The sequence below is a fragment of the Nocardia arizonensis genome (assembly GCF_001310275.1).
Taxonomy (GTDB): Bacteria; Actinomycetota; Actinomycetes; order Mycobacteriales; family Mycobacteriaceae; genus Nocardia; species Nocardia arizonensis.
This window is the reverse complement of the sequence record NZ_LGYZ01000006.1, coordinates 1-17,570: the sequence shown is the minus strand read 5'-3', so window position 1 is coordinate 17,570 and position 17,570 is coordinate 1. Positions and strand designations below refer to the sequence as shown.

The 17,570-nt window shown below is 68.9% G+C and carries 20 protein-coding genes; 1 reads left to right on the top strand and 19 read right to left on the bottom strand.

From position 1 onward, the window contains the following. Window positions 1-12 precede the first annotated feature (12 nt). Genes APZ21_RS00990 through eccB form a run of 3 tightly spaced genes read right to left on the bottom strand, consistent with a single transcriptional unit; the run spans window position 13 to window position 2,978 of the window. Window positions 13-477 (bottom strand): hypothetical protein, encoded by a 465-nt coding sequence (locus tag APZ21_RS00990; RefSeq protein ID WP_054811316.1) that lies wholly within the window; start codon window positions 475-477, stop codon window positions 13-15. After that, window positions 474-1,541: a hypothetical protein gene (locus APZ21_RS00985; protein WP_156370541.1), complete on the bottom strand. Its 1,068-nt coding sequence runs from the start codon at window positions 1,539-1,541 to the stop codon at window positions 474-476. The genes APZ21_RS00990 and APZ21_RS00985 overlap by 4 nt, the downstream gene beginning before the upstream one ends. A 33-nt stretch (window positions 1,542-1,574) precedes the next feature. Further along, entirely contained in the window at window positions 1,575-2,978 is a 1,404-nt protein-coding gene (gene eccB / locus APZ21_RS00980) for a type VII secretion protein EccB (protein WP_054811351.1), read from the bottom strand. 81 nt (window positions 2,979-3,059) lie between these two features. On the opposite strand from eccB, the gene eccE reads away from it, so the two are divergent. Next, on the top strand, window positions 3,060-4,796 hold the full coding sequence (gene eccE, locus APZ21_RS00975; protein WP_156370539.1) for a type VII secretion protein EccE: 1,737 nt from the start codon (window positions 3,060-3,062) through the stop codon (window positions 4,794-4,796). Between the two features lie 51 nt (window positions 4,797-4,847). Here the strand turns inward: eccE and APZ21_RS00970 are convergent, their stop codons facing one another. From APZ21_RS00970 to APZ21_RS00900, 16 genes are all read right to left on the bottom strand, one after another. Next, window positions 4,848-5,132: a WXG100 family type VII secretion target gene (locus tag APZ21_RS00970; protein WP_054811313.1), complete on the bottom strand. Its 285-nt coding sequence runs from the start codon at window positions 5,130-5,132 to the stop codon at window positions 4,848-4,850. A 24-nt stretch (window positions 5,133-5,156) separates the two neighbouring features. Continuing rightward, complete coding sequence (locus APZ21_RS00965; protein WP_054811312.1) at window positions 5,157-5,474, bottom strand: WXG100 family type VII secretion target; 318 nt, start codon at window positions 5,472-5,474, stop codon at window positions 5,157-5,159. Between the two features lie 71 nt (window positions 5,475-5,545). Next, window positions 5,546-6,331, bottom strand: coding sequence for an ESX secretion-associated protein EspG (locus APZ21_RS00960; protein WP_156370537.1), 786 nt, complete (start codon window positions 6,329-6,331; stop codon window positions 5,546-5,548). 43 nt (window positions 6,332-6,374) lie between these two features. Further along, window positions 6,375-7,388, bottom strand: a complete 1,014-nt coding sequence (locus tag APZ21_RS00955) for a PPE domain-containing protein (protein ID WP_054811310.1) — start codon at window positions 7,386-7,388, stop codon at window positions 6,375-6,377. Window positions 7,389-7,392: 4 nt separating this feature from the next. Next, the gene (locus tag APZ21_RS00950) at window positions 7,393-7,698 is read right to left on the bottom strand and encodes a PE domain-containing protein (RefSeq protein WP_054811309.1); all 306 of its coding nucleotides are present in this window, start codon (window positions 7,696-7,698) and stop codon (window positions 7,393-7,395) included. 15 nt (window positions 7,699-7,713) lie between these two features. Next, on the bottom strand, window positions 7,714-9,060 hold the full coding sequence (locus APZ21_RS00945) for a hypothetical protein (RefSeq protein WP_054811308.1): 1,347 nt from the start codon (window positions 9,058-9,060) through the stop codon (window positions 7,714-7,716). Further along, window positions 9,057-9,377 (bottom strand): type VII secretion target, encoded by a 321-nt coding sequence (locus tag APZ21_RS00940; protein ID WP_054811307.1) that lies wholly within the window; start codon window positions 9,375-9,377, stop codon window positions 9,057-9,059. The genes APZ21_RS00945 and APZ21_RS00940 overlap by 4 nt, the downstream gene beginning before the upstream one ends. Before the next feature lie 103 nt (window positions 9,378-9,480). Then, the gene (locus tag APZ21_RS00935; RefSeq protein WP_054811306.1) at window positions 9,481-9,795 is read right to left on the bottom strand and encodes a YbaB/EbfC family nucleoid-associated protein; all 315 of its coding nucleotides are present in this window, start codon (window positions 9,793-9,795) and stop codon (window positions 9,481-9,483) included. Further along, complete coding sequence (locus tag APZ21_RS00930; protein WP_239476432.1) at window positions 9,792-10,247, bottom strand: hypothetical protein; 456 nt, start codon at window positions 10,245-10,247, stop codon at window positions 9,792-9,794. The genes APZ21_RS00935 and APZ21_RS00930 overlap by 4 nt, the downstream gene beginning before the upstream one ends. Then, window positions 10,240-11,019, bottom strand: coding sequence for an ESX secretion-associated protein EspG (locus tag APZ21_RS00925; RefSeq protein WP_054811305.1), 780 nt, complete (start codon window positions 11,017-11,019; stop codon window positions 10,240-10,242). The genes APZ21_RS00930 and APZ21_RS00925 overlap by 8 nt, the downstream gene beginning before the upstream one ends. Then, complete coding sequence (locus tag APZ21_RS00920) at window positions 11,016-12,668, bottom strand: hypothetical protein (protein WP_054811304.1); 1,653 nt, start codon at window positions 12,666-12,668, stop codon at window positions 11,016-11,018. Before APZ21_RS00920 ends, APZ21_RS00925 begins: the two co-directional genes overlap by 4 nt. Before the next feature lie 12 nt (window positions 12,669-12,680). Beyond that, window positions 12,681-13,433: a YbaB/EbfC family nucleoid-associated protein gene (locus APZ21_RS00915; protein ID WP_054811303.1), complete on the bottom strand. Its 753-nt coding sequence runs from the start codon at window positions 13,431-13,433 to the stop codon at window positions 12,681-12,683. A 9-nt stretch (window positions 13,434-13,442) separates the two neighbouring features. After that, window positions 13,443-14,264 (bottom strand): ESX secretion-associated protein EspG, encoded by an 822-nt coding sequence (locus APZ21_RS00910; RefSeq protein WP_054811302.1) that lies wholly within the window; start codon window positions 14,262-14,264, stop codon window positions 13,443-13,445. Next, window positions 14,264-16,087: a hypothetical protein gene (locus APZ21_RS35940; RefSeq protein WP_054811301.1), complete on the bottom strand. Its 1,824-nt coding sequence runs from the start codon at window positions 16,085-16,087 to the stop codon at window positions 14,264-14,266. Before APZ21_RS35940 ends, APZ21_RS00910 begins: the two co-directional genes overlap by 1 nt. A gap of 185 nt (window positions 16,088-16,272) precedes the next feature. Continuing rightward, complete coding sequence (locus APZ21_RS35935) at window positions 16,273-16,395, bottom strand: hypothetical protein (protein WP_275426171.1); 123 nt, start codon at window positions 16,393-16,395, stop codon at window positions 16,273-16,275. A gap of 327 nt (window positions 16,396-16,722) precedes the next feature. Beyond that, window positions 16,723-17,388: a hypothetical protein gene (locus APZ21_RS00900; protein WP_156370535.1), complete on the bottom strand. Its 666-nt coding sequence runs from the start codon at window positions 17,386-17,388 to the stop codon at window positions 16,723-16,725. Window positions 17,389-17,570: the final 182 nt, after the last annotated feature.

Genomic DNA, 17,570 nt, shown 5'->3' with positions numbered 1-17,570 from the left:
TACGGACGGTGCTCAGCGATCCAGGATCCGGCTCTGACCCGCACGGGTCTCCCCGGCCGTGCGCTCCGCCGGTGGCGTGAGCGGCGCCCGCGCCGGTTCGGGAAGCTGGGCGCGCAGCGCAGCCAGGTCCGGTGGCAGGTCGATCGGCGCCGGCATGCCGGCGCGCATCGCCTCGATCGGGGCGAGCAGCGCGGTGTGCTTGCGCGCCACTGTCGCTGCCGCCGCTTGGGCGGCCTGCACGGTGGCGCGCGCGATCTGCCCGTAGCTGAGTTCGTCGATTCCCTCGGCGTACACGGTCTCGATGATGGCGCCGGTGGCATCGACCACGACGGTGATCCGGCCGTGTTCGACCGTCGCCGACGCCGTGAGCGCCGCCTGGGTCGACCGCATGTCGGTCAGCTGTTCGAGCAGGCCGGACACGGCGCCGATCAGTTCGGTGGCCTCCCCCGCCAGACGCTGGTTCTCGGGCCGTGTCATGACTGTGCCGCCGCGGCCAGCGCTGCGTCGAGCCCGTCGGATTCCACCTGCAACCCCGCGTATCTCGCGAGATAGTCGCGGACCTCGCTCGCCTCGGACCGGCCGTCGACATCGGGCAGGAGCACCAGGAACCGCGCCGGATTCGGATCGTCCTCCCCGACCAGTGCGATCAGCTGGCCGCCGCGCGTGCGCAGCACCAGCAGCGCGTTGTCGTCGTCGGGCACGATCTCGAATTCGGCCTTGACCGCCCACTCCAGATCGGAGATCACGATATCGACCCAGCCGACCGGCACGCTCGACCCCATCGACGGCCAGGTGCGCGGATCCACCGGAACGAGAGCGGGATCCGGCCACGGCCTGCGCCGGTCCAGTTCGGCGACCAGCCGGCCGAGGAAGTCCAGGATCTGTTCCTCGGTGAACTTGCCGGCGAGCTCGACCGCGGGCGCGGGCACCGACTGTGCCGACACCGCCTGTGCCAGTGCGGGATAGAACTCCGCCACGGTCGCGAGGTAGCTGATCCGGTCGATCAGATCCGTCGCCGCGTCGGCGACGATCTCCGCGCTCGCCAGTTCCTCGACGTAGCCCATCGACGCGCAGAGCTGCCCGATCAGCGCTGGATCGGCATCGGAATCCGCTGTCGCACCGACGGTTTCCAGATCGGCGAGGAACCCGCCCAGCGAGAACGGGCGGTCCACCGCCGCGAGTTCGGCGCCGCCGGGATAGCCGTCGCCGGTGTCCGGCCGGTACCGCAGATACAGCTCGACCTCGGCCGCGCTGAGCCCCGGCCGTTGTGCGTCGCCCGGCACACCCTCGACGTACCCGACCTCCCACGCCAGCACCGCCGCGATCTGGTCGGCCGAGAGCAAACCGGTCGGCATCGGCGCGTCGGCGGCCGCGAAACCGGCCTGTGCCGCCGCGGTACTCACCAGATCGACCACCAGGTCCGCCGGCGCTGTCCCACAGCGCCCGGTGTCGTCGAGGGTGCCGGGCCCGATGACCACACAGGCTCCGCCGACCGCGACGACCACCGAGTCGTCGGCGTATCCGCCCACTATCCGCGGCATCCGTTGTCCTCCTTCGTATTCCGCATGGTCGTGTTACTGGCCGGTGGTGACGATATCCCTGGCTACCAGGGCCGAGGACCGGTCGAGCATCGGCCCGCCCGGCAGCTGGCTGACGATCTGCCACGGCGCCGGTTTCGGTTGCGCCAGGCCGAGCACGGCGGCCGTCGCGAGATCGGGGATGCCGAACCGCACCCCGGTATCGGTGACGTAGAACAGCGCGTCGCGCCGGGTGCTGTCCGGCTCGATCCCGGTCGCCTGGATGAACTCACCGGTCGATGCGGGCAGATAGGCCGCGCCCGCCCCCTGGCTCGCCACCAACGGCATCGGTGCGGCACCCGCGGCCATCGGCAGTGCGCTGCCGAGCAGCACCTGCAGCCGGGCGGCCTGCTCACCGTTGCCGCGACTCCAGGCGGCGCACACGATGGGGTCGGTCTCGGTGGAGACGATGGTCAGATCGTCGGCGGGGAAATGCTGGACCGGCAGCGTGTCGACGATCGGGATGCCGCGGATCGCATCGGGTGAGAACAGCGGAATGCTGGTGTGGCCCAGGGAGTTCGATGTGCGCAGCACCTGCGCGGTGAACGCCGAGATCCGCTGCAGGCCGTCCGCGAGCACCACATAGGAGGTCTGGCCGCCCACATCGTGCACGCGGATCACCGTGCCGATGGCGATCTCCCCGCCGCGAATCGCGCTCGGCAGTCCCACCTTCGGGATCTCCGGGACCGCGAGGTCGGGGACGGCCACCGTGGCATTGAGCAAGCCGGCGCCGATCGGCCGCGGCCGGATGGCGCGCAGCTGCGGCAGCGCCGACACGATCGCCTCGTTGCCCATGTCGACGCGCGCGTGCTTGCCGCCGTACACCAGGTACGGGATGCCGTCCCGCGCGGCAAGCACCGCCTCGTCGCGGCCGGCGACCCGCGTCCGTGGGCCGAGCCGGGCCGGGCCGGCCAGCACGGTGCTGTGCAGCCCGGCGCCCGCCTCCTCGCACAGCGTCCAGTCCGACCGGCCGCTGTCGGCCGAACCGGGCAGCGCCGAGGGTGCGCCCGGAATACCGAGCAGCGGCCCGCGCGGCATCGACGACAGCTTGGCGTCTTTCACCGAGGTGGGCGATTCACCGCTGCCGGTGATCAGCCGCGCCGAAGCGAGATTCAGGACCGGATGCAACCGTCCGTCCACGACCGCGTACAGGGCGCCGCTCCCGGAACCCATCACGATCTTGGCGTCACCCACCTGTCCCTGTGGGCGCAGAAAAGACAATATCGCGCAGCCCGCGACGACCAATACCGCGAGCACGATTCCGGTGATCATCGACCGAAATTGAATGCGCATGGGATCGTGCAGCATTCGCACGTCCCGACGCACCATCGCATGCGTGTAACGCTGCAGGAGGAATCGATATCCGTTCACCTGCGCGCGGGTAGTCAACTGGGCAGGCACCACAACTCCTTACGCAATTTTGGCTGGCGTGTGAGACGCTAGCGCACTGCGGGGGATTCATGCTGAACGGAAGCAGGCCGAGTGAATAGCGAACAAATTCCAGGAAATACGGCAACGGCGGCCGCGACGATTCCGGCGCCGAGTTCGGACAGGCGCACGCCCTTCGATCTGATGCCGCTGAACATCGTGTTGCCGTGTGCCGCGGCGGGTGCATTGGCCGCTACCTCGACGATCGCGCTGGACGGCCCGCTGTGGGCGGCGGCGGGTGCGGGCGCCGCGGTGTCCGCGCTCGGCGCCGCCAGGGCGCGAAAGACGAACATCTGGCGAATCATCGGGCTGCGGACCGCATTGTGGTGGCGTAATCGCGAGGCGAATGCTAGGCCCGCGCATCCCGAACCGTTCGATGTGCCGTTGCCGGAATCCGATGGCCGCCGCTGCGGAATGCGCTGGGACGGCACGCATCTGATCACGATGCTCGCGCTCGAACCCACCGCGGTGCTGCCGACCCTGCTCGGCGCCGCCGAGGTCACCACCCACTCGACGGTGTCACTGGCCGATGTGGCGCGCTGCCTTGCCCAGTTCGACATCCGCCTGGCGGCCGTCGATGTCGTGTCCCTCGGCGCCCGCACCAGCGGCCCGGAGTCTGTCGTCGGGCTGTACACCAAGCTGCTCGGTCCACTCCCCGCGGCGGCGTCCCGCACGGTGTGGCTGGTGTTGCGGTTCGATCCGCTCGACAATCCGGGCGCCATCGACAACCGTGGCGGTGGCCAGGAAGGCATGATCCGCACCGCCCTGGTCGCCACCCGCCGGGTCGCGAGCAGGCTCACCTCGCGCAGCGTCCGGGTGCGGGTGCTCACCGCCGCGGAGCTGGCCGCGGCGCACTCGGCCACGCTGCACGACACCGACGCCGCGCAGTGGACCGAGGAGTGGCGTGCGGTGCGCGGCACCGACATCGCGCTGCACGGCTATGCCATCCCCCCTGCCCGCCTCGACTCCAGCGTGCTCTCCGGCATCTGGACGCTGCCTGGACGATCCGTCCTCACCACGCTGCGGCTCACCCCGGCACCGGAGTCGAACGCGCCTGGTCATCGCGGCACCGACGTGTCGCTGACCGCCCTTGTCCGCCACGACACCGCCGCCACCGAGACCGAACCGGGCACCGCGCCAATCGATCTCGGCCTGCGCCCGGTGCGCGGTGCCCAGCGGCGGCTGCTGCTCGACGGCGGAGATCTCGACCCCTCGGCCGCGCTGAGCGGCCCACCGGCGGCGATGGCGGCGTTCACGGTGCCGGTGGGGGCGTGCGGTCAGGTGATCGGAGCGACCACCGACGGCGCGGGCGTGGCCGTTCCCCTGTTCGGTCCCTCGGTCCGGCGGGTGGAGATCGTCGGATCGTTGCGGCTGACCCAGCTGATGGTGCTGCGGGCGATCGCGGTCGGCGCCACGGTGTTCGTGCACAGTGCCCGGCCCGAGCAGTGGCAACGCCTCGTCGACAAGGTCGACGACCCGGCGACGATGGCTGTGGCCTCGGCGGCGGGCGCTCAGCACGCCGCGACCGCCACGATGATCATCTACGACGGCGTGACCTCGGCCGGGCAGGTCTCGGAGGCCACGGCGGTCCACGTTCGCGCACCGGAGGAAGTCGGGGCGCAGGTGCTCGACGCGGACGTCGTGCTGATCGACTCCCCCGACGCCCCCGGCTCGGTGGTGCTGCGCACCGCCGGCGAGGTCCTGACCGTCCGGTTGGTGTCCATTCCCGAGGAATTCGATTTCCTCGGGGCCACCGAGCGGGAAGCGCGCGAGCTGGTGCCGACGGCATGAGAAAGGGACCCGTCGCCGGGTGGCGACGGGTCCCTGTCCGCTGTCGGGGAACTACCAGACGAAGTCGTCGGCGACGTGCTTGTCGGTGGCCTGCGCCGTGGCCAGCGCCGCCTTCACGTTCTCGATCCCCTTCCCGAGGATCCTGAGCAGGTCGTCCATATCGGTCATCAGGGTGTTGTGCTTCTGCTCGAAAGCCAGCGCCGCGTCGCCCTGCCAGCCGACCTTCAGCAGACTCTGCTTCGCGGTCTCGGCATTGTCACGTTCGGTCTGGATTGCGCTCTTGTAGGTGGTCAGATCGCCGATCAGGGCATTGACCTTCGCGTCATCGTACAACATGGTGGGACAGTCCTTTTCTAATTCTTAGACGTAGTTGAAGTTCAGTGTCGTAAATCCGCTCACGCTCTGGTCTTCGGCGGAGGCGACCTTCTTCTCACCGGTGTCGAGCGCCTGGGAAACAATGCCCAGATCCTTGTTTACCGCCAGGATCTCCGCCTGCAGCTCATCGGCGAAGCGTTTGAATGCATCTTTGGCAGCGCCCTCCCAACCGGTCTTCGCCGCTTCCACTGCCGCATTCAGCTTGTCGACGGTCTTGTCGATCGGGGGAATTGTCGCGGCGTAATCGTTCGCGCATTTCTGGAATGTCGGAAAATCAAGGTGGAGTTGTGGTGTTCCGGCCATGGGAGGTCCTCTCGGGAATGCGTGGATCGGTGAAACTGCCGGAGTGGTCACCCCGGACGATCAAGGGCTGGTCACGGCATCCAGCGGCCCTGGGGCAGGGCTTCGATCTGGGCGGCGACCACCTGGGCCAGCCTGCGGTCGCTGCCGGGGGCCAGGGTGGTCCAGGCCCGTCCGTCGGCGGCGATACTGCCGCCGGCGATGATGCGGCCCGCCGGGGTGTCGTACACCGCGGCGGTGGCGGGGGAACGAACGGCGATGCCGTCGGTGTGGGCGTAGCAGACCAGCTCGGCGAGCGACGTCCATTGCCGCAGTGCAAGTCCCAGCGTGACCGCGGCCGGCTCCGGCATACCGAGCTGGTAGACCGCGGTCGCCGGGCTGGTGTCGGGGTCGTCGAGCCGTGCGCGCAACTCGGTGGTGGGAGCGCGGAAGGTCGCGATGTCGGCGGGTTGCGCCTGACCGAGCGCATCGAGCAGCGGCCGGGCCAGCAGGTCGGGATCCTCGTCTCCCCACACCGGGCGGATCTCGAGTTCGTCGCCGCGCCGGATCGCGACGGCGTGGTCGAGCCCGCGCCGGACCAGGCACACCCGGTCCAGCGCGGTGCCACGCCGAATCCGCAGTACCAGTTCGCGTTCTGGGCGGGCGAGGGTGAACAGCGCGGTCGCGAGCTCGTCGTCGCGGACATCGCCTGCGGCGTCGAGCACACCCCGTTCGCTCAGCTGCGCCAGCACCGCCGCGCGCGCCGCGGCGGCGGCCGTGTGGTCGAGGTGCGCCGACCGCAGCGCGAGCACGGCGGGCAGGGTCTGCACACCGAGGGCTTCGGCGGCGACGAGCGTGCCGTCGCTGGTCATGACCGTCATCGCGGCCTCCTTTCCGGTCTCGTCGGTCGGCCGTCGCCGGTCCTCACGGCAGCGCCTGCGGTGCTGCGGGTTCCGCACGGTCGTGGGCCACCGCACCCAATACCGCTGGCGCGGTGGAGAATCCGGCGTCGACGACGATCTGCGCACCGATATCGCCGGTCTCGGCGGCAGCGGCGCGCGCACCCGGTTGCGGTGTGGCGGTGGCGGTCTGCGGCGCGGCGGGCGTCGCGACCGGTGGCGGTGCGGTGACCGTGGTCGCGGTCGCCGACACCGCCGCCGTTACCGTGGGCGCGACGGGCGCCACGGTGGGGAGCGGGGTGAGCAGCAGGGACTCACCGCCGACCACCGCCGGGGTCGGCGTGACGTGGAGCAGGGACAGATCGACCGTCGGCGCGGGCCCGCGCAGTACCTCGGTGGGCAGCTGCTCCGTCGCGGCCGGGCCGGCGGCGTCGTGCGCACCGCCCTGACCGCGTGCCTGTTCGGCGAGCAGGTTGGCGCCCGCGGACACCGCGGGCGCCAGTTCCTGCTCCCACGGGACGGCCAGCTTCTCCCCGGCCGCTTCGTAGGTGCGCATCACCTGCGCCGCCTGGTGGTGCAGCGCATCGACCTGCTGTTCGGCCAGGTCGAGCAGCCCGGCCAGCGGTGCGCCGAGCAGCGCGCCGCTCAGCATCGTCTCCGCCGACCGCAAGGCCTGATCGATCTCACCGACCGGCGGCATGGCGACCTTGGCCAGCTCATAGGACACCGCCTGCTGGGCGGCCGTCGCGGCATTGTCGGTCGCCGCGGCGGTGATGGTGTCGAACCAGCTCGACAGCCCGGCCAGTTGCGCCAGGCCGTCTTCGCTGGAATCGGATCCCCAGGCACTGCCGACGACCGCCAGGATGGCGCGGAACTCGGTCCCCGCCGCGCCGAGCGCGGCGGCGAGCTCGGTGTAGGCCAGCCCCGCGTCGGCCATCGGGCCCGCGCCGGGGCCCGTCGTCAGCTCCCGCGCCAAGGTCTCGGCGGGCACGGCATCCCATATCGCACCGGTAAATCCGGCCTGCGGCTGCTCGACCATGGCACTACATCAGCGAGGTGAAGGAATCGACGGCGTCGTCGTCGGAGACAGCGGCGAGGGCGGCGTGGGCGCGCAGGTTGGCCGCGATCCGGCGCAGTTCACCGACGCCGCTGGCGTAGGACTCCTGGAACGATCCGCCGACCGCGCCGAGCGTCCGCGCGGTCTCCCGCGATACCGGATCCAGTGCTGCCGCAACGGGATCGAGCGCATCACCGCGCCGGTGCATGGTGGCCACCAAGCCGTCGGCGAGACTGTCCAGGCGGCCTGCGGCCAGCCGGGCGATCTCACCGTCGTAGGAAATCTGACTCATCGAAATCTGCTCCTTCTACAAGCTGTACGGGTTTCCTGATCGGCCGGCCGGCGTGTCGCCGATGACCGGAGCCGAGGTGTCGGCCCTGCTGTCGACCAGGTCATCGATGTGGCTCGCGTCCACCAGCGCGATGCCGTCGGCCGCCCGCGACCGCGATGCCGCGGTGATCGGCGCGCCCGCGCCGGGCAGCAGGGGCGGCATGACCTCCGCGGCGAATCTCGCGGACGATGCGGCGACGGGGGCCGAAGCACCCGGCGACATCGCGACGGTCTCGGCCTGCCACCCGCTCAGCGGCGCGGCCGCGCTGTTGACCGGCGCACCGGCGGTCACCGATGCGACCGGTGTGGCAGGCACCGGCGCGGGTGCGGGCCGATTCACCACCGGCGCCGCGGCCTCCGGCGCCGACGTGGCCGGGAGAGCCGCGGCGACCTGCTTGCCCACCTGGTTCGCCGCGCTGATCAGCGGTTGCACCAGCTGCACCACCTGCTGGAGGACCTGCTGGCCGGAACCCGCCGAACTGGTCGCCGCGGTCGACACGGACTTCGACGACAGTCCCGCGGTCGGCGCCACACCGGGGGTCTGCGCGACCATGCTCACCCCGGATGTCGCGCTCGTGGCCAGCGGTTGCGACACCGTACTCAGGGTGCTCAGCTTCGGGGTGACCGGCTTGCGCACCGGCACCGGCGTGCCTGCTTCGGTCATCTGCCCGGAGTGCACCGCGAGTTGCGCCTTGGTCTGCACGGTGATGGCCGTCGCCTCGGCGCCCGCTTCGATCGCGGTGGCCAGCAGCGCCGCCTGCCCCGGCGGGGTCACCAGGGTGGGGCCCAGCGCGGCGGTGGTCATCGCGAATCGGGTTGCCACCGCGGCCATCTGGAGGTAGCCGGTGGCCACCGTGCCCGCCGCGCCCGCGGCGACACCGTTCATGGTGGTCGCCTGCCCGGCGATCGCGGTCGAGGTGGTCGCGGTGTCCACCGCGGCCGAGGTGGCCGCCTGACTGCCCGCACTCTGCATCGATTGCAGCAGCTGCAGGCCGGTGCTCGCCAGTTGCAGTGCGGTACTGATCGATTCGGTGACGCTCTGGAACACGGCCTGGGGATCGAGTCCGCCGTTGGCGCTCAGGTTGCCGTTGCCGAAACCACTGAAGAGGTCGGTGACCGGCTTCATCAGCGCCACCGGGTCGATCGGCGGCAGCGGCGGCAGGCCGGGCAAGGGTGGCAGGCCGGGCAGCTGCGGCAGCTGCGGGATCCCGATCTGCGCCAGGATCTCCTCGGTCGGCCGGTTCAGCAACGGCGCGACGGGGGTGTCCCGGATCGCGTCGAGCACGCTGGGCGCCAGCGGCGCCGCCAGAGGTTCGACGGTCATCGCGATGTGCCGGCGGGCGGGGCGAACGACGCCGCGCCGGCTTGGTCGGCCAGCTCGTAGGACTGTGCGGCGATGCGCGCGGTGGCGGCTGTTCCGGCGTAGTTGGTCACCAGAGCGCCCAGCGCGGCGAAGTGATTGGCCTGCGCGTAGGCGAAGCTCAGCAGGAACTCCTGCCCGATCAGGCCGAAGACCGGGACGGCGGCGGATACGACGGCGGCCTGATCGACGGCGGCGACCGTGGCCACCGTCGCGGCCATTCCGTCGGAGACGGCGGCATAGTCGCGGAATGTCTGCGGCTGCACGTTGAGAACATTCATCTCGACACCCTCCTGGGGCTGATCTGCGCTTGGCATACCTTGTGGTTCGCCCGGAAATTTAACGAGCGCACCGCTTTTCGCAATCTCTGCGGAGTCGCGGGCACTACTGTTCACCTTGCTGTTGCTTGTTCACCCGATCGTTGAAATCGGCGACCAGCTCCCCCCGCCTCGCCATCGCCCGCGTGACGGCGGCGGCCGCGGCGGTGACCACGGCCCTGTCGAATTCGGCGGGTGAGAGCCGGGCGATCTGCTCGGTCAGCCGCAGGTCGTGCAGGCGTCCCGCACCGTCGACTCCGACGGTGATCGCCCCGTCGTCGGTCCGGTGTTCGATGCGGATCGTCTCGATGTCCGCGGCGAGGCGGCGCATCCGCTCCCACTGCGCGGTGGCGGCCGCTTCCAGGGCGGCGAAATCGGTCACCAGGTGCTCCCGCCCTGATCCAGCCAGCTGCGCGGCTCGTAGTCGTGTTCGGCCTCGTCGGCGAGTTCGGACTGCGCGAGCAGCTGCGCGGTCGGCAGGCCGAGCAGGCTCAGTGCCTGCTCGCCGAGCCCGAGGTTGGTCAGGTATTCGCGGCGCGCCACACCCGCCCGGTCGGTGGCGAGCCGGCACAGCCGCAGGATCTCGCCGGCGAGCTCGTCGGGATCGCGCCGCAGCTGCTCCGGGGTCACGACGATCTCGGTCGGCAGCCCGGAATCCGTGGCGGTGACGACGATCTCGCCGCCGCGCAGCGACGCCACACCGGTGGTGAAGGTCTCGAACACGGGTGCGTCCGGCTGCTCGGGGACGGCTTCCGGTGCGGGATCGGAGCCTTCGTAGACCGGGTTGTCGTGGATCGCCTCGGGGTAGGGGGCGGTTCGGGATGGTTCAGGCACGGCGCTCGTCCTCCAGGGTCTGTAGCACGGTGGTGATGTGGGTGGTGATCATGGCGGCGAGCCGGGGACGGTCGACGGCGGTCGCGACGGGGGGTGCGGTCGCGGTGACGGCGTAGCGGCCGTCGTCCACCAGATCGCGCCAGGTGATGCGGTAGCGGGTGATCCCGCGTGGTCCGAAAATCGAACTGCCCAACCGTATTTCGATGGCACCCGCGCCCTCGGCGGGCCGGTCGAGCCACTCGGCGCTGCGCCGATCGAGATCGGTGTAGCTCTCCTGGACCTGGGACCGGCCGTAGTAGTGGTCGGCGTCGTCACCACCCGGCACGATCACCAGCGGCGTATCGGCCAGCCGCCCGGCGCCACGGTCGGGCAGTGCGCCGACCACCGCACCGGCGAGCCGATCGGCGTGCCCGGAGGTGATCACGTAACCGCCGCTGTGCCAGTGGCTTTCGCCCGGCCACTGGCTGATCAGGGTGGCCACCGCGCCCTGTCGCGCGCCGATCGCCCGGATCAGGCCGTCCGGGCCGGCGGGGCGCCGCGGGTCGAGGCCGTGCGCCGAGACCAGCACGTCGGCGTGGGCGACACGTGTGAGCGCGTCGCGCAGGTTGCCGTCGTCGGCGCGCGCCGCCCTGGCCTCGGCGCGCAGCCGCGCCCATCCCTCGGCGTTCTCGCCGCGATACAGCGCGAACAGCGGTGCGGGCAGCTGATCGTGAAACATGGTGTCCCACAGATCGATCAGCGCCACATCCGTGAGTTCCCAGCGGCGGCTCACCGATCGAGTACCGGCCGGATGCCGCGCCCGTGCTCGCCGAGCGCTTCGTCGAGGTGCTCGACCGAGTTCAGGTACTCCACCCGCCGCCGCTCGCGCTCCTCGTCCGACATCGACCGGCCAGGAGCACCGCCGAACGGCATACCGCCGGGCCCGCCGACCGGGCCCGCCCTGGTGATCACGCGCGGGTCCACCGGCGCGGTGGCGCGCGGGAACAGCTTGGCTTCCTGCGTGCCCAGCGGTGCGGTGAACACCGACCCCCGGCCACCGCCCACGCCCTTGCTGCTGATCCCGCCGACCGTATTTCCCAGCGGCACACCGGTAGTGGGAATGCTCGCGACGATCCCCGGCGTGTGCGAGGTCTCGGTGGACTGGTTCTGCGGCAGGTTGTCGAGCAGGGACAGATCCTCGCCGGTGATGCCCTCCGGCGTCGTCGCGTTCCATTCCGGGCCGGGCGACGACTCGGTCGGATCCTGGCCGTTGCCGCCATCGGTGTGGTCGTCACCGCCACCGCTGTGGTCGCCGTCGCCGCCACCACCGTCGAGATCGCCGCCGTCGAGGTCGCCACCGTCGTGGTCACCGGTGGAATCCTCGTTGCCGGAGTCGATGTCCGGCCCTTCACCGGTGTGGTCCTCGTCCACCGTGGACGGCTCACCCAGCGGAACTCCCGCCGACTCGCCGGCCCGCAGGGCGGTGACCGTCACGGGATCGGGCGTGGGCAGCGTGACGATCCGGGTGGAGGTGTGGGTGTAGTTGGTCGTGAAATAGGTCTGGTAGTTCTGCTGGAAACGCAGCAGGTCGTTGGCGTTGGCCGTCTGCTGTTCCTCGGTGGTGGCCACGGGAGGTGTCGGCGTCGGCGGTAGCGCGTTCTGCCTGGTCTGCTGCAGCCAGCCCGAGGTGTAGAGCAAGGTATTGCCCAGCACCCGCATGTCGCTGGTGAGCTGCTTCGATGTCTCGGCGTACTGGGTGGTCGACCCGATCGCGGCCTTCGCGCCCACCCCCTTCCACCAGTTCCCGGCCGCCGAGATCGTCGTGCGCAGGGTGGTGAAGCTGGTGTCGAGACTGGTGGAGATCCACTGCCAGACACCGGCCGCGTCGGCGACCGCCTGCGGGTTGATCAGGTTGCAGTACTCGTAGAGCTGTTCCCAGGACAGCTGGGCGCCCAGTTCCGGAACGAGGAGATCATTGGGCACGTCGTACTTGGTCACCGCATCGGGTTTCGGCGGATTCTCCGGGATGGCGCCTTTCGTCGGCCCGCCCTGCGGCAGGGTGCCTTCCGGGTGGAAGTTGATGTCCTCGAAGCTGTGCGTCGAGCTGTCCTCGGTGCGCTGATACTTCTTCCCCGCGGTGATGAAGGTATTGCCCATGTCGACCAAGATCTCGCGGTGCCGGTCGAGGCGCGTGCGCAATTCCGAGGCGAATTTGTGGCCGAAGACGAGTGCCAGATTGGCGCCCGACGGCGAACCGGAGATGTAGGGACTGCCGGCGACCCCGTTGTACATCATCCATTTCTGCATGCCGACAACGTCATCGAGCATGTCCTCGACGTGGCGAGCGCAGTCCTCGGCCGTGCCCGGCTCCAGCTCGAGGTATCCCTCGTCCGCCAGGCCGTGCAGACTCGCCCAGATCGTGCTGTCCGGGTCAGACGCCATCTTCTTCTCCGATCACCGCAGTTGGTCGCGTAAGCGTTCGAGACCGGCCAGCAGGATGTCCGGGCCGGGAAAGGCGGGCCGATCGTCGGCGACGGTCGGCGCGTAGAGTTCGGCGACCTTGCGCGCCACCGACGCCACCGCGACCCGCGCGGCATCGGTGATCGCCGCGGCGATCTCGTCGTAGTCGAGATCGCCGATGGCGCCGGAGAATTGGATATCGATGAGCACACCGTCGGCGTTCACCGAGGCGGTCACCCGGCGACCCTCGGCAGTGGCGGTCGCGTACAGCTCAGCGCGCCGCTGCTGCCGATCGGCCAGTGTGTCGTCGGCTGGGTGGCCGAGCGGTTCGCGCTCCGACGGCGGTGTCCGCAGGGCGGGCGGTGGCGGCGGGAGTTCCCGCTCCGGCGCGCCCGGCAGCCGGTCGACCAGATCCGACAGCGTCGGCAACTGTGCCCTGACCGACCGCTGCGGTGCGAGAACGTCATCGGCCTTGCCCCGGACCTCGTCGGCCGCCCGCTGCGCCGCCCGCACGACGCCACGGGCGATGCGGTGATAGTTGAGTTCATCGATGTAGTCGCCGAACTCGACCTCCCGCACCGCGCCGGACGCATCCGTGACCACGGTGATCTGTCCCCGCTCCACGGTGGCGGTGGCCGTGACCGCGTCATGGACCGCCTTCGCCGCCACGAGGCGGGAGATGAGTCCATGAACGTCGTCGACCATCTGGGCCACTTCGGTTCTCAGTCGTTCGTTCGAATCGCGCACGATCGCCCCTCAGCTGTCGAACACACTGGCTCGCGCGACACCGCGGCGCGACTCGTCCTGCCGGACCAGGAGCAACTCGTCACAGTGACGATCGATCTGCGCCCGCAGACCGGCAGCGTCGGCCGCGACAGCGACGACGGGTTGTTCCATCCCGATCACGTACCGGCCGTCGCCCGGATGGTCTTCCCAGACAAGCCATTTCGTCATCTGCCCGCGGGGACCGAAGTCCGACTTGCCCTGGGTGATCTCGATCCGCCCGACGGTCGACTTCCGCGCCGCCTGCCACTGTCTGCTCCGGCTGTCGACGTCACCGTCGTCTTCGTCGTACAGGGTGCTGCGCGCGTGCCAGTGATCGGCTTCGGTGTCGGCGCCGGAGTTCAGCAGTTCCACGCGGGGCCGGCTGCCCGCGTCCATCTGCGGCAGCCGGTCCACGATCAGCCGGGTCAACGATGCCGCGTCGCACTCGGTGATCTCCACCGTGTCGTGCCGTTCCGGCGTGGTGTCGGAGAAGCCCTGGATCAGGACAGCACGATCACCGAACCGCTTACCCGCCAACACAATACGCTTGGCGAGCCACTGTTCGGCCGAATAATCCAGGGCGGTGACGACCATCCGGAGGTCGGCGCCGAGCGACTTGACCAGGACATCGGCCAGTGCCGGATCCCAGGCGGCCTGCAGCTCGCCCCAGACTCGCGCCTTGGCGTATTGGAAGTCGTAGTAGCCGCCGGGAAGGTCGGACAGGTACATGATCGGCCAGTTGTTGCGTCGGCCGACCAGCCGATCCCGCAGGATCAGATATTCGAAGCCGGTCAGCCGCCAGGTGCGTTCCACTATCGGTTCTCCTCCACTGTCTCGCCTGCCTGCTCGGTCGCCACCGGCACGCCGGGGACTTCGGTGGTCGACCGCGCCATGGTGAAGTCCTGGAATACCTGCGGCTCGGCGCTGCCCGCCCGGCCGGGGAAGTCGATCCGCAGCTCGGGTCCGCCGCCGGGGAACAAGGCGAACGACACATCGACGGGTCCGGTCGCGCCCGGCGGGAACAGCTTCTCCTCGACCTCGTCCACCTGGCGTTCGAGCCGTTCGGATGCCTCGGTCAGCGCCTGCTTCACCGTCATCGAGCCGTTCTCGACGGCCTTTGCCAGCGCTTGCAGTCCCGGTCCGAGTTGGGCAGCGAGCTGGTTGCCCAGCTGCACCAGGGCGGTGATTCCCGAGGAAACGAGTTGCAGGACTTCGGAGAACAGACTGAGCATGTCCGAACTCGACATCCCGCCGCCGCCGGTCGCGCCACCAGTGCCGCCGGTGCCGTTCGAGCCACCGGGGTTGGTTCCCCCGGCGCCGCCGGTCGCGCCCTTGTTTCCACCGGCGCCTTCGCCGCCGGTCTTCGGGCTGCCCGAGTCGCCACCGGTGCCACCACCGGCCTTCTTGTCGTTGGGGTTTGCTCCCCCGCCGCCGGTTTCGGGTTGCTTGTCGCCACCGCCACCGGGTTGCTTGTCGCCGTCCTTGTTGTTCTTGTTGTTGTCGTTACCGCCGGTGCCACCGCCACTGTTGTCGGGGGTGACCGGCGGGGCAGCTGTGAGGGTGATGGGGTCGGCGAAAGTCGGAACCCACCCCATGATTTGGGATATGCCGTCGCGGTAACCGAGGCGGCCGGTGCCGTCGTAACCGGTGTCCCAGAAGTCACGGATCACGGTGATGTGACTGGACGCGTTATGGGTGCCGACTTTGGTGGGGACCTGGTTGTCGTCGACTTCGATCTCGGAGTAGAACGGTAGATTGTTGTGCACATACGACATGAAGTTGGCGGTGTTACCGATGACGTTCGACATCGACACCATACTGTTTTCCAACGATTTCGCGGTATCAAGATATTTGGTGAGGAACGCCACCGCCTGTTCAGCACCCTCACCCTGCCAATGGCCCGCGGTGAATGCCGGGGACACAGCTGTTTTGAAGTTCAGGACCGAGTGCCGCCAGATATCGGCGAACGCCCGCCACTCACCAGCGATCCAGGGGACGTTGCCCGCGTTCTTCTCGATGATCAACCTGACGTTGGCGAAGTCGTACAACCCGAACTGGTAGCCGTGCTCGATGAACCCTTCGAGGTCCTTCTTCACGTTCGGGTCGAACGGGGCACCCGACCCGGCGGTGGTCGGCTCACCAGGCCCGTTGCTCCAGTTCGAGTTCGGTACGGAGTGTTCTTTCCAGATCCTGGGCCAGTGATCGGTTCCGGTGGCGGGGGTGTTGAAGGTGGTGGCGTTGGCGTCGTCGGTGTTCTTGTAGGAGCTGTGGGCGCGGCTGAACGTGTCGGCCATCGTGGTGATCAGGGTTTGATGGTCTTTCAACGCCTCGACCAGCTCGGTCAACCGTTTCTTCTCGTATCGTTCGAACAACAGTCGCATCGATTCCAGAGTCGTGACCGTTTTCGTGGGATTTCCACCCTTTTCGAGTTTTTCGCCACTGTTGTCGTGTGTCCAGATGGTGGGTGGAAAGTTCTGTCCGGTCGCGGTACTCAACCCGATGATGTCGGCCACGAACGACTCACACGCGGTGATCAGTTTCTTGAACTCGGCCAGGTCGACGTTCAACAGTTTCAGCTTGCCGTTCTGCGCACCCTTCAACAACCCGGACCACACGGTCTGATCGGACTCAGGCACTGCGCACTCCTACCGTCGAACACCACCACTGCGCCGACACCTAACCACGGCTGCGCCTGTTCCTCCGCCCGGTCGCGACCACCACCACCGGTCGGTCACCTGTGGTTAACCCAATGCGGCACACCCGCCGCGCGATTGTCGCCGCGTTCCAGGAAGTCAGGCCGCCAGAGTTCGAGCATCGAGCTTCAGTAGCCGCGGTCGATCGAGTCCAGCAGTCGTCGCATCGTTTCGACCTGCGGTCGTGGCTGCGTCGAGTTCTCGTGCACCGAGGTGCGCGCCCGGAGGTCGGCGTGGAGCCGGAACAGCACCTCGATCGGGGTGCAGCCGTCCAGTTCAGCCCGGTCGAGCGCCTCCTGCGGTACCGCGAACGCGGCGATGTCGAGGCCCGCCGACTCGAGCTAGTCGGCGGTGTCGGAGTCGTCACCGCCTGCATACTCGACTGGCCGCCCCGGCCTGGCCCGCCGCGACGAAAACGATTGCTGCAAAAGGGAACCAGCAACCTCGACGAGGGCACGATCACCCGCACCCAAATCAGGATCACAATGGCAGCATGTCCTTACGGAGGTCATGACGCACCCGCCACTGGGCGTCTGAGCCGGGAGGCCATGGGAAACCGCCATTGTCGAACGCCCAGTTCAGGTAGGACATGAACGGCATGGTCGCGACTTTGCGACGAAAAGCCCGTCGACACATCCGTCCGGAAGCGCCATCCCGTACGGCTCACCTCCACTGACATTCTCCTTGTGGTACCTGTCCGGCGCGAGCGGCAGGACGAACCGCGTTCCAGGGTGGCCGTCGTTCCATTCGCTCCACCCGTCGAGCTGGTCGGTGAAGTATCCGCGCATCGACGAATCGGGATAGTGCGAACCCTCGACCTGGATCACCAATGGATCAGCTGACGACGACTCCGGCCAGTCCAGATGCGTGCCGACCAGCCACACGTCGCCGACCAGCCGCACCCAGGACAGCAGTGTCATCGGCACGGCATCGAACTGTTCACGAAGCCAACTCGCATGCTCGGCTGCCCCCGCTGTGGCCGGTATGAACGGCACCGCCTGCGTCTGGTCGTCGTCGTTGGCGTGAAACTGGTAGCCGTCTCTGGAAAGCCGATCGATGATCACCTCGATTTTGCGCCGGGCCCGTAGCGCCATCTCGTCACAGACCAGTTGTGCTTCCTCGCGAGGTCCGAGTCGAGGATCGTGCTGCCCAGCTGGCGTAGTTCGTGCCACACCTGTTCCCGTTGGCCGTCTCGATACCGGTTGAGCCAGTTGGGCGATGACTTCGGTCTCACGCGTTGACATACTGCCAGCTCTGACTGCATCTACGCGGGCCGAGCGCCGCAGCAGGGTTAACGGGGGGTGTACAGCCCGAGCTGGGGTCGCCGAGTAGCGCGACCCGATGCGTCGGCGGTGCTAGAAACTCGGGGCGATGCAGTGGTGTTCGACGGTAGGAGTGCGCAGTGCCTGAGTCCGATCAGACCGTG